This window comes from Pseudomonas sp. NC02 (genome assembly GCF_002874965.1).
GTDB lineage: Bacteria > Pseudomonadota > Gammaproteobacteria > Pseudomonadales > Pseudomonadaceae > Aquipseudomonas.
Genome location: NZ_CP025624.1, coordinates 3777824 through 3790075 on the forward strand (window position 1 = coordinate 3777824; position 12252 = coordinate 3790075).

At 63.0% G+C, this 12252-nt stretch carries 10 protein-coding genes; 6 read left to right on the forward strand and 4 right to left on the reverse strand.

The features are described from left to right. Window positions 1-107: 107 nt before the first annotated feature. The 6 genes from C0058_RS17900 (at window position 108) to C0058_RS17925 (ending at window position 7501) form a co-directional block, all read left to right on the forward strand. Entirely contained in the window at window positions 108-1733 is a 1626-nt protein-coding gene (locus C0058_RS17900; RefSeq protein WP_087693500.1) for an ABC transporter substrate-binding protein, read from the forward strand. A 68-nt stretch (window positions 1734-1801) separates the two neighbouring features. After that, window positions 1802-2755, forward strand: a complete 954-nt coding sequence (locus C0058_RS17905) for an ABC transporter permease (RefSeq protein ID WP_102369228.1) — start codon at window positions 1802-1804, stop codon at window positions 2753-2755. Beyond that, entirely contained in the window at window positions 2752-3588 is an 837-nt protein-coding gene (locus C0058_RS17910; protein ID WP_102369229.1) for an ABC transporter permease, read from the forward strand. Before C0058_RS17905 ends, C0058_RS17910 begins: the two co-directional genes overlap by 4 nt. Before the next feature lie 2 nt (window positions 3589-3590). Beyond that, window positions 3591-5228, forward strand: a complete 1638-nt coding sequence (locus C0058_RS17915; protein WP_102369230.1) for an ABC transporter ATP-binding protein — start codon at window positions 3591-3593, stop codon at window positions 5226-5228. Window positions 5229-5312: 84 nt separating this feature from the next. Continuing rightward, window positions 5313-6482 (forward strand): hypothetical protein, encoded by a 1170-nt coding sequence (locus C0058_RS17920; RefSeq protein ID WP_003218578.1) that lies wholly within the window; start codon window positions 5313-5315, stop codon window positions 6480-6482. 143 nt (window positions 6483-6625) lie between these two features. Further along, entirely contained in the window at window positions 6626-7501 is an 876-nt protein-coding gene (locus C0058_RS17925; RefSeq protein WP_008432889.1) for a LysR substrate-binding domain-containing protein, read from the forward strand. Here the strand turns inward: C0058_RS17925 and C0058_RS17930 are convergent. From C0058_RS17930 to fae, 4 genes are all read right to left on the reverse strand, one after another. Then, a complete protein-coding gene (locus tag C0058_RS17930; protein WP_102370278.1) occupies window positions 7448-8821 on the reverse strand; it encodes an MFS transporter in 1374 nt (457 codons plus the stop codon). The genes C0058_RS17925 and C0058_RS17930 overlap by 54 nt on opposite strands. A 174-nt stretch (window positions 8822-8995) precedes the next feature. Then, complete coding sequence (locus C0058_RS17935) at window positions 8996-10429, reverse strand: NAD-dependent succinate-semialdehyde dehydrogenase (protein ID WP_087694400.1); 1434 nt, start codon at window positions 10427-10429, stop codon at window positions 8996-8998. Continuing rightward, window positions 10426-11460, reverse strand: a complete 1035-nt coding sequence (locus tag C0058_RS17940) for an aldo/keto reductase (protein WP_102369231.1) — start codon at window positions 11458-11460, stop codon at window positions 10426-10428. The genes C0058_RS17935 and C0058_RS17940 overlap by 4 nt, the downstream gene beginning before the upstream one ends. 10 nt (window positions 11461-11470) lie before the next feature. Continuing rightward, on the reverse strand, window positions 11471-11983 hold the full coding sequence (fae, locus tag C0058_RS17945) for a formaldehyde-activating enzyme (protein WP_003212394.1): 513 nt from the start codon (window positions 11981-11983) through the stop codon (window positions 11471-11473). Window positions 11984-12252 lie beyond the last annotated feature (269 nt).

The window sequence follows — 12252 nt, forward strand, 5'->3', positions numbered from 1 at the left end:
GTTCTTCTGCCGGCTTCACAGCGGTCACGGTCGCGCCTTCGCGGCGCTTGCCATTGACCCTTGCGGTTCAACAAAAAAACGCATATTCGCAAGTACCGGAGAGGCTTATGAAAGAGTTGACTACCCTGGACGGCGCCGCGCCGCATCCAGCCGTAAATGATCTGTGTGCCCAAGTGCAAAGCGGCGAAATCAACCGTCGCCAATTCCTGCGCACGGCCGCGCTGCTGGGCATCACCGTCGCCAGTGCCAGCACCTTTCTCGGTTCCGCACTGCTGGGCAATGACGCCCAGGCCGCCGAGCCACGCCAGGGCGGCAGCCTGCGGTTTGCCTGCGCGATCCAGGAAATCCAGGACCCGATGCTGATCACCTGGATCGAAGCCTCGAACCTGCTGCGCAACTCGGTGGAATACCTGACCTGGGTCGACGCCGACAACATCACCCACCCTTACCTCGCCGAGAGCTGGAGCCCGTCGGAAGACCTCGCCACGTGGACCTTCAACCTGCGCCAGAACGTGAAGTGGAGCAACGGCGACACCTTCAACGTCGACGACGTGCAGCACAATATCGAACGCTGGATCGCCGCCGATTCCAAGTCGGTGAACCGCACCGCGTTCCAGGACATCAAGGCCTTCGAAAAAGTCAGCGAGTTCCAGTTCCGCCTGGTGCTCAAGCGGCCGATCCTGGCGATCCCGGAGATGCTCAACGCCTTCACCTGCGCCATCGTGCACCGCAGCTTCAAGGCCGGTGACGACTGGGCGAAAAACCCGCTGGGCACCGGGCCGTTCAAGCTGGTTTCATTCGCCGTGAACAAGCAGGCGACCTTCGCCAAGCGCGCCGATTACTGGGGCAAACCAGCCAACCTTGACGAGTTGCGCTACATCGACATGGGCACCGACGTGTCCACCCACCTCGCCGCCCTGCAAGCCGGGCAAGTCGACGTGCTGTACCGCGTGACGGTGGCTGAACTGGACCTGGCCAAGCGCTTGCCCGGGGCCCAGTTGCTGACCTGCAAGTCGGCGCAAACCGTGGTGATGCGCATGGCCTGCGACCAGAAGCCGTTCACCGACCTGCGCATCCGCAAGGCGGTGGTGCTGTGCGCCGATAACGCGCAGATGCTGAAGATCGCCTATCGCGGCATGGGCACCCTCGGCGAAGACCATCATGTGGCGCCTTCCCACCCCGAATATTTCCCGCTGCCCAAGCGCAACCGCGACGTGGCGGCGGCCAAGAAGCTGCTGGCCGAAGCCGGCTTCCCCAACGGCATCGACATTGACCTGATCGTCGGCAACACCCAGGGCCGCTATGAACAGGACTGCGCGCAGATCCTGCAACAGAACTGCCTGGAAGCCGGGATCCGCATCAACCTCAAGGTGATCCCTGCTGCACAGTACTGGCCGATCTGGGACAAGGCCGCCTTCAGCCTGACCTACTGGGCCCACCGCCCGCTGGGCGTAATGTCCCTGGAACTGGCCTACCGTGGCGGTGGTGCCTGGAACGAAAGCCATTACAGCGACCCGGCGTTTGATGCCGCGCTGGACAAGGCCATGGGCATCATCGACCCGAAACAGCGCGCCGTGGCGATGGAAGATGTCGAACGCATCCTGCAGGACGCCTGCGTGATCGTGCAGCCGTTCTGGGGCGACAAGTTCACCGCCGTGAGCAAAAAGGTCCAGGGCTTCCAGGTGCACCCTTCCGACTTCTACCCGATGGACAGTGTGTGGATGAGCGCTTGATTTAGCGCACGCCCTCCTCCCTGCCCGCACACGGGCAGGCATCCCTTGAACAGTCGGAGCATGCACCCATGGCTCATTTTCTGATGCGCAAGTTATTGGCGCTGGTGGCGACCCTGCTGTCGGTGTCATTGATCGTGTTCCTGGCCCTGGAACTGAATATCGAAGACGTGGCGATCAACGTCCTCGGCCCCTACTCCGCCGCCGACCAGCGCGCCGCGTGGCTGGTGGAACATGGCTATAACCAACCCTTTGTGTGGCGCTACCTGGTGTGGCTCAAGGACTTTGTCAGCGGCGACTGGGGCACCTCGGTGTACTTTCGCGAATCAGTGATCAAGCTGCTGCTGCCGAACCTTGCGCAAACCCTGACCCTGGCCGGCCTGGCCTTGCTGGTGATGGTGCCGGTGGCGTTGACCCTCGGCGTTCTGGCCGGGATTCGCCAGGGCTCGGCGCTGGACCGCCTGGTGTCGTTCCTGTCGATCGTCACCACCTCGATTCCCGACTTCGCCAGCGCGGTTTTCGTCTCCGCGATCTTTGTGTTCTGGCTTAACTGGCTGCCCGGTGTGAGCAGCATGAGCGAAGGCTTCAGCGTCGTGCAATTGGTGCTGCCACTGATGGTGCTGTGCCTGTTCGGCATCGGTTACCTGGCGCGCATCACCCGGGCCTCGATGGTGGAAGTGATGCAGGCGCCGTACATCCGCACGGCGCGGCTCAAGGGGGCGTCGACCTCACGCATTGTGCTGCGGCATGCCCTGCGCAATGTGCTGATCGCGCCGGTCACGGTGATCATGCTGTACATCCCGTGGCTGCTGTCGAACGTGATCGTGGTGGAGGTGTTCTTCGCCTACAAGGGCTTCGGCTCGCTGCTGTACACCGCCTCGCTGAACCATGACGTGTACCTGATCGAAGCCTGCGCGATGGTCAGTGCCGTGGTGGTGGGCATCACCAAGATTTTCTCGGACCTGGCCTACACCTGGCTCAACCCGCGCATCACCCTGCGCAGCCTCGGCGGAGGTGCCCAATGAACCTGCTGCACTCGTTCAAACATCCCTTGGCATTGCTCGGCCTGCTGCTGGTGGGCGGCTGGGTGCTGATCGCGCTGTTCGCACCGTGGATCGCGCCCCATGATCCGCTGGAAAGCTTCACGCCCTTGCTCACGCCAATGACCGTCGGCGACAACGGCCAGGGCTTCCTGCTGGGCACCGATATGATTGGCCGCGACATTCTCTCGCGGCTGATCTGGGGCACTCGTACCGTGCTGTTCTGGTCGATCCTCGCCACGCTCACCGCGTTTGCCGTGGGCATCGCCATGGGCCTGTGCGCCGGCTACTTCAACGGCTGGGTCGACAGCGTGCTGTCGTATGTGGCCGACACGGTGCTGTCGTTCCCGGTGCTGGTGCTGTACATCGTGATCATCATCGCCCTCGGTGCTTCGGCGCTGAATATCCTGATTGCGGTGACCTTCACCAGCGCACCGGCGATCTTCCGGATCATGCGCGCCCTGACCATCGACATCCGCTCGCGAGACTACGTGCTCAGCGCCATCACCCAGGGCGAAGGCTCGCTGCGGATCATGCTGGTGGAAATCCTGCCCAACTGCGGCGGGCCGCTGATTGTCGATTTTTGCCTGCGCATCGGCTACACCGCGATCATGATCGGCGCCCTCGGCTTCCTGGGCCTCGGGCTGCCGCCGCCCACACCGGACTGGGGCGGCATGATCAATGACGGCCGCGCCATGGCCATCGCCTTCCCGCACCTGGTGATCTTCCCGTGCATCGCCATCTCCACCCTGATGCTGGGCCTGAGCCTGTTGGCGGACGGCCTGGATGAACACGCCCAGAAAGGCGCAAGGAGTTGAGCATGAACCACACGCAAGTACTGCGGGTGCAGAACCTGTCCATCGAATTGCCCGCCGGCGCCGACCGCAGCCACGCGGTGCAAGGCATCAGCCTGGAAGTGCGCAAGGGCGAAATCCTCTGCGTGATCGGCGAGTCCGGCTCCGGCAAGTCCGTGCTGTCGGCGGCGATCATGGGCGACTACGCCAAGGGTTTGCGGCATACCGAAGGCGTGATCGACTTCCTCGGCGATGACATTTGCACCCTCGACGAGGAGCGTTTGCGCCAGCTGCGGGGCAACCGTATTGCGATGATTTTCCAGGAGCCCATGGCGGCGCTGAACCCGGCGATTCGCATTGGCAAGCAAGTGGAAGAGATCTTCGATATTCACGCACCGCAGATGCCTGGCGCTGAACGCCGCGAGCGCATGCTGGCGCTGCTGGAGTCGACGCAACTGCCGGACCCGCCACGCATCGCCAACAGCTTTCCCCATCAACTGTCTGGCGGGCAATGCCAGCGGGTGGTGATTGCCATGGCGCTGGCGATGAACCCGGACCTGCTGATCGCCGACGAACCCACCACGGCGCTGGACGTGACCACCCAGGCGCAAGTGCTGAAGCTGGTGCGCGAGCTGCGCGGCCGCGGGCAACACGGCATTCTGTTTATCACCCATGACTTCGGCGTGGTGGCGCAGATTGCCGACCGTATCGCGGTGATGGAAGGCGGCCGGCTGGTGGAAATCGGCGAGCGCGACCAGGTGCTGAATGCCCCGGCCCACGCCTACACCCGCAAGCTGATTGCGGCCGTGCCGGCGCTGCACCCGGAGCTGCACAAGCCGAGCGCCGACGGCGAGCTGGCATTGCGCATCGAGCACCTGACCAAGACCTACACCGTCGGCGGCAGCTCGGTGGCGGCCTTGCGCAATGTCTCGCTGCAACTGCCACGGGGCAAGACCCTGGCGATTGTCGGCGAGTCCGGTTCGGGCAAAAGCACGTTGGTGAAAGCCGCGATCCGCCTGGTGGACAGCGACAGCGGCCACGTATGGGTCGGTGACACCGACTTCCTGGCCCTGCGCGGCTCGGCGCTGGCGGCGAATCGTCGGCGCATCCAGATGATTTTCCAGGACCCGTATGGCTCGCTCAATCCTCGGCACCGGGTGGGCGACATCATCGCCCGCGCCGCGCAATTGCGCGGGTTGTCGGCCAAGGATGCGTGGGCTGAAGCCGGAGATTTGCTGGAACAGGTGGGCCTCAAGCGCGACGCCCTCAAGCGCAAGCCCCGGCAGTTCTCCGGCGGCCAGCGCCAGCGCATCGGCATCGCCCGCGCCCTGGCGATGCGCCCGGAAGTGTTGATCGCCGATGAGAGCGTGTCAGCCCTGGATGTCTCGGTGCAGAAACAGGTGCTGGAACTGCTGGCCGAACTGCAGCAGCGCCTGAACCTGAGCATCCTGTTCATCACCCACGACCTGCGGGTGGCGGCGCAGATCAGCGACTACATCGCGGTGATGCGCCAGGGCGAAGTCGTGGAATACGGCACTGCCGAGCAAGTGTTGCTGCGACCTCAGAACACTTACACCCAGACCTTGCTGGCCGCCGCCCCCGGCGCCTCGGAGCTGCCCGCCTCCGGCCCGCCGTTGCGGCTGATTCGCCCGCAAGCGCACTGAGTCAACCCTTTACCCCGCGTCGCAGCGTTCGTTGCGGCAAGGGGCTGCTGTTGCCAAAAAATAATTAATAACGAGAGTAAAACCATGCGACCAACCTTCCGTTACATCGCTCTGGTCCCTGTGCTTGGCGCCCTTGCGGCACCGGCCATGGCCATTCAAGTCACCGACAACCTCGACCTCGGCGGCGCCGTGCGCGCCCGTTGGGACTACGACCCGGATCGCGACATCCAGAAGTTCGGCCTCGACACCGCGTACCTCAGCGCCAAGTACAACTCCGACACCTGGATCGGCGAGGCGCAGTACCGTTTCTACGGGCGCTCCTACCCGTACCAGTACACCAAGAACTACGGCGATATCCAGTTCGCCAAGTTCGCCTGGGTGGGCTACAAGTTCAACCCCGACCAACAGGTGCAAGTGGGTTTGAACACCGTGCCGTTTGGCTTGCAGCCGTACTTCGGCAGCACCTTCTACGAAACCCTGGGCAACGTGATCGGCCTGGAAGATGTGCAGCAGGTGGGCGCCAAGTACATCCAGCAAAGCGGCGACTGGAACATCCAGGCCGGTTACTACCTGCGCCCGGCGTGGCAAGGCAAAGGCACGAGCAAGGGCGTGACCTACTCCAGCGTGATCTCCGAGGCCGACAGCTACGTGGGCGACGGCAGCAACAACCAGGAACGCAACACCGTGGTGGTGCGGGTGGCCAAGGCCATGGACCTGGGCGGGTGGAAATCGGAAGTCGGGCTGTCCGGCCTGACCTCCACCCTGGAGAACAAGGACACCAACGACGATGGCCGGCGCAACGCGGTGGCGATCCACTACCTGGGCAAGAACGGCCCGTGGGGCGTGCAATTGCAGGCGGCACGCCAGCAGATGTCACCGCGCAACCCGGGCACCGACAGCGTGGTGACCCTGGGCGGGTATGACGGCACGTTCAACGTGGCCAGCCGCGGCAATCTGTATGTGGCGGACTTGAGCTACGACGTGGGCGGCAAGTACCTGTTTGACCAGGTCAGCGGTGTGAAGCTGTATGCCAACTACAGTGCGTTTGACAAGTCCGAGGATCAGTTCAAGACCTCGCAGCGGGTGATCCTGGGCACATCGTTTTCGGTGAGTAAACTGTGGGTGGCCACGGAGTGGTTGATCGGCAAGAACGATCCGTATATTGGTGGGAGCAGCTATACCGAGAGCTTGGGAGCTGGGGGGAGTAACCAGTGGGAGAATCAGTTGTATATGAACATTGGCTACTACTTCTAAAATAGGCGGCGTCTTCACTGACGCCTTCGCGAGCAAGCCCGCTCCCACATTTTGACCGCGGCGCCGATCAAATGTGGGAGCGGGCTTGCTCGCGAAGAGGCCGCCAAAAACACCATAAAAACAACAGGTGTGGAATCCATTTCATGCGCCAACTGCCCTCCCTCAACATGCTCCGTGTCTTCGAAGAAGTCGCCCGCCACCGCAGCTTCAGCCAGGCCGCCGTGGGCCTCAACGTCACCCAGGGCGCCGTCAGCCGCCAGATCAAACAACTGGAAGACTACCTCGGCGTTGCCCTCTTCATCCGCACGCCCCAGGGCCTGTCCCTGACCGAAGCCGGCTTTGCCCTCTCCCCGCACCTGAGCGACGCCTTCGACCATATCGAGCGCGCCCTGCACGCCGTGCGCGTGCCCAACCTGCGCCAGCGCCTGCGCATCGTCGCGCCACCCACCTGGGCCACCCGCTGGCTGTCCGCCCACCTGCGCCGGTTTTGCGAGCGTTACCCGGACATCAACCTCAGCGTCACCCACCAGAACACCCACGCGAGCCTGGCGGAAATCGACTGCCAGGTCCGCTTCGGCCTGGAAGCGGCCACGCAGTGCAGCAGTGAACTGTTGGTGATGGAACGCCACATCGCCGTCGCCAGCCCGGAACTGTTCAGCGACGGTCAGCCGCCCGACCTGCGGCGCTTTCCGCTGCTGCACATCCTGCACGACGGCAAGCGCTTGAAGGTCTGGGAGAACTGGCTGGCGGCCATGGGCCGGGAAGATATCGATGCAGGCCAGGGCCTGGAATTCAGCACCCTGGACCAGGTGATCCACACCGCCCTGGCCGGCGGTGGGTTGGCGGTGATCGACCGGCAGATGATCGAGCGTGAACTGGCGAATGGCAGCCTGCTGCCGATCACCCCGGTGGAGGTGATCGGCCCGTATGGCTATTGGCTGGATGTGGCAAGTGACAAGCAGGGTTTATCCAAGGTTCGGTTGTTTACACAGTGGTTGAACCGGGTGAGCAATCCCTGACACCGCAGGCTCGGCCTTGCACGCCTGGCTCAAGGTCAACGCCTTGGTTTCCGGCGCCCAGGCCCAGGAGATGATCGCCCCCAGCACCAGGATAGCGGCGAGGATGCCCATGGTCGGGCTCAGGCCGATCCCCGCTACGCTCACCGGCAACAGGAAGGTACTCACCGCCGAACCCAGGCGGCTGACGGCTGTGGCAAGGCCGATGCCGCTGGCCCGCACTTCGGTCGGGAAGCTCTCCGCCGGGAATACGCCCACCAGGTTGCTCACCGCCGACAGCACCAGGGTGAACACGCCGAACGTCAGCACCATCAACCACGCCATGCTGCCCGGCAATACCGCCAGCAGGAACAGCGCCGCCGCCAGGATGATGAACGAGTTGATCAGGAAGCCGCGCCGGGAGAATTTCACGGTGCACCAGATGCCGATCAAGGCGCCGATGATCAGCAGCAGGTTGAGCATCAGCTCGGTGCCAAAACCTTCGGCCAGGCCCATCTTCTGCAGGATCGACGGCAGGAAGGTGTAGATGGCGAAGTACGGCATCACGATGCACACGAAGAACAGGCAGTTGAACGCGGTGCGCTTGCGGTATTCACGGCTGAACAGCACGCCGTAGCCGGAACGGGTTTGCCTCGACGGCTCTTCATCGAGGACCACGTGTTCGCCGAGGTGTTTCTTGACGATGGCTCGGGCCTCGGCAATCCGGCCCTGGTTGACCAGCCAGCGCGGCGATTCGGGCGTGCCGATGCGCGCGATCAGGATCAGCCCGGCAGGAATTGCCGACGATGCGAGCATCCAGCGCCAGGCATCATCGCCGAGGCTGAGCATGGCGGTGCCGACGAAAGTCGCGGCCACGTAACCAACCGTCCACACCACGCTGAAGGAGCCCAGCAGTACCCCGCGATGTTTCCTGGGCGAGAACTCGGCGAGCATCGCGTGGCCGACGCTGAAGTCGCCGCCCAGGCCGATACCGATCAACACCCGACAGAGGAACAGCCCCATGGCGGTTTCGGCGTAAAACTGCATCACCGAGGCAACGGTGATCAAGACGAAGCTGACCAGGAAGATTTTCTGCCGGCCGAGGGTGTCGGAGATCCAGCCAAAGAACAGGCTGCCCATAAACAGACCGATCAGGGCCGAGGCGCCGATCAGGCCTTGCCAGAAGGCGTCCAGTTGCATCTGTGGGCTGAGCAACGTGAAGGCGATGCCGATCAGGCCGAGGATGTAGCCGTCGGTGAAGTGGGCGCCGAAGGTCAGGCCGGCGATTTTAAGGTGGAAGCGACCGATGGGCAGGTCGTCGATTTTGATGGGTTGAGTGGACATGGTGTTCTCCATATTTTTGTTCTTGACGGAGTAACAGCGGGCAAGCCCATTTCCCTGTGGGAGCGGGCTTGCTCGCGAAGGCGGTGTGTCAGTCAATGCATGTGGTGGCAGGCCCACCGCTTTCGCGAGCAAGCCCGCTCCCACATTGGATCGGTGTTGTTTGGGAGAGTGGGGTCAGAGACCGCCCATCAACAGGTATTTGATCTCCAGGTAATCCTCCAGGCCGTACCTGGAACCTTCACGGCCCAGGCCCGACTCCTTGATCCCGCCAAACGGTGCGACTTCGGTGGAGATGATCCCTTCGTTGATCCCGACCATGCCCGCTTCCAGGCCTTCGGCCATGCGCCATACGCGGCCGATGTCGCGGCTGTAGAAGTAGGCGGACAACCCAAACGGCGTGTCATTCGCCCGTTGCAGCACTTCGGCTTCGTCCTTGAAGCGGAAGCAGGCCGCCACCGGGCCGAAGGTTTCTTCCTGGGCAATCAGCATCTCGCCGTGGGCTTCGGTGAGGATGGTCGGTTCGAAGAACGTCCCGCCCAAGGCATGGCGACGGCCGCCGCACAGCAGCTTGGCGCCTTTCTCCAGGGCGTCGCCGACGTGGGCTTCAACCTTGGCCAACGCGGCCGCATTGATCAGCGGGCCTTGTTCGGTTTCGCCGTCCAGGGCGCTGCCGACGCGCATCGCAGAGACCGCTTCGGCCAGCTTGCGGGTGAACGCATCGTACACACCGTCCTGGATGAAGAAGCGGTTGACGCAGACGCAGGTCTGCCCGGTATTGCGAAACTTGGAAGCCATGGCGCCTTTGACGGCAGCGTCCAGGTCGGCATCGTCAAACACGATAAAGGGTGCGTTGCCGCCCAGTTCCAGGGAGACCTTTTTCAGGGTGTCGGCGGCCTGGCGCATCAGCAGCTTGCCGGTGCGGGTGGAGCCGGTGAAGGACAGCTTGCGCACAATGCTGGAGGCTTGCAGTGCGCCACCGATGGCCACGGCATCGCCGGACACGATGTTGAACACGCCCGCCGGAATCCCGGCCTGTTCTGCCAACACCGCCAGGGCAAAGGCCGACAGCGGGGTTTCTTCCGACGGTTTGAGAATCATCGTGCACCCCGCCGCCAGCGCCGGGCCAACCTTGCGGGTGACCATGGCCAGGGGGAAATTCCATGGGGTGATCGCTGCGACCACGCCGATGGCTTCCTTGGTCACGATGATGCGGGCGTCGGCCTTGTGGCTCGGGATCACGTCGCCATAGGCACGCTTGGCTTCTTCGGCAAACCATTCGAGGAAGCTCGCGGCGTAGACCACTTCGCCCATGGCTTCGGCCAGCGGCTTGCCCTGTTCCAGGCTGAGCAGGTGGGCCAGGTCCTTCTGGTTGCTCAGCATCAACTCGCTCCAGCGCTTGAGGCGCTGGCTGCGTTCCTTGGCGGTGAGCTTGCGCCAGGCCGGCAACGCGCGGTTGGCGGCGGCAATGGCCAGGTTGGTTTCTTCAGCACCGGCGCGTTGGACTTCGGCGATCTGCGCACCATTGGCCGGGTTGCGCACCGGGTAGACCGGCCCACCGCTGGACCATTGGCCATCAATGAAATTGCCTGTGCGAATCAGCGGGTTCATGCCACGGCCTCTATCAGGTTAAAACGGTCCAGGCCCGGACGGGCGCTGCGCAAGATGCGTTTGCCGGCGGTGTAGTCGTTGATCACATCGCACGGCGTGTAGTTGCGTTCCAGCTCGTGCAGTTCTTCGGCATCCAGTCGGGTGTCCAAAGCGGCGAGCGCGCTATCAAATTGTGCGGTGGTGTCGGCGCCCACCAGCATCACGTCCACACCCGGATGATTGGCCACCCAGGCCTGGGCAATCTGTGCGTTGGACACGCCACGGGCACGGGCCACACGTTGCACCGAGTGGGCGATGTCGAACGACGCCTGGTCGCTGTACATCTGCTGGGTGAAGAAGTCGGTCTGGTTGCGGGTCGACTGCACTTCGCCGGTGAGCAAGCCACGGGCCAGCGGGCTGAACACCGACACGCCCAGGCCCTGGTCGCGGCAGAACGGGATCATCTCGCGCTCTTCCTCGCGGTAGGCGCAGTTCAGTTGCAGCTGCATGTTGATCGGCTTGACCCAGCCATTGCGCTCGCAGGCCATGAGGATTTTTGCCAGTTGCCCGGTGAGCATGGTCGACACGCCGATGTAGCGCGCCTTGCCGGAACGCACGATGTCGTTGAGGGCGCCCATGGTTTCTTCCACCGGGGTGTTCACGTCGAAGTAATGCAGCATGAACACGTCGACGTAATCCATGCCAAGGCGGCTCAGGGACGCGTCGATGCTGTCCATGATGTGCTTGCGCGAATGGCCGCTGGCATTGATGCCGCTGCGGGTGCCGTAGCCGACCTTGGTGGTGACCACGATGTCTTCACGGCGCGCAACGCGCTTCAGGATGCGCCCGACCACTTCCTCGCCGACGCCTGCGGAATAGAAGTCCGCCAGGTCGATGAAGTTGACGCCGTTGGCCAGGGCATGGGCAACGATGGGTTCGCTTTGTTTCTCGTCGAAGATCCACGGTTTCCAGTCCGGGGTGCCCATGTTCATGGTGCCCAGGCACAGGCGCGAGACTTGCAGGCCGGAGTTGCCCAAACGGATGTATTGCATGGGAATGTCCTCAGGCTTTTGGCGTGTAGAAAGGGTTGCTGATGTGGTTGACCACATCCGCCAGTTGCGCGGTGTGCGGCAAGCCTGTGAGGGCGGCGCGGATCGCAGTGCGGCAGGCGTTGTAGTTGTTCAGGTAGACCGCATCCAGGTCATCGCAGGCCGGGTTGACCCAGTTGGCGGTGACAATCGCCCACTCGTCCTCGGCTTCCGGCGGCAGGGTGCCGTCGAGCAGGGCTTCGAGCACCGCCTTGGCGATCCCGGCCTGGGACGCGCCCCAGGTGGCATTGCCGTGCAGGTCGCTGCCGATGGCGGCCTTGTTGACGTAGAGGGTCATGGGTTTGACCGGGATGTTCGGCTGGGCAATCACCATGAACGGGCAATGGCCCTGGCTTGGCGACGCCAAACTGTTGGCAAACGCCTGGCCGGCCGGACCGTTGCGCGGGCCGATGAGGATGTTGATGTGGGCAGCATTGACGCCTGGGCCTTCGAAGCCTTCGCCGATGTACAGATCAAGTGCTTTCATTTCGCAAACGCTCTTTTTTGTTATGGGGAGCTGGTTGGCGAATTTTTAGCACTGGCCCGGGTAGCGGCCGTAACCATTAAAAGTCATGGGGCTGTGAGTTTTAGTCATGGCCCTGCGACCATCGGCCTGGTCTTGTGCGTTGACCAACGTTGTTACACCCCATATAGTGTGCCCACAAACACAGACAACCACTACATAGTGTGCAAGAACGCTGAACACCGACCACACTATGCGCAGTATTTCAATGCCTTGAAGCCTGCAAAACGCAC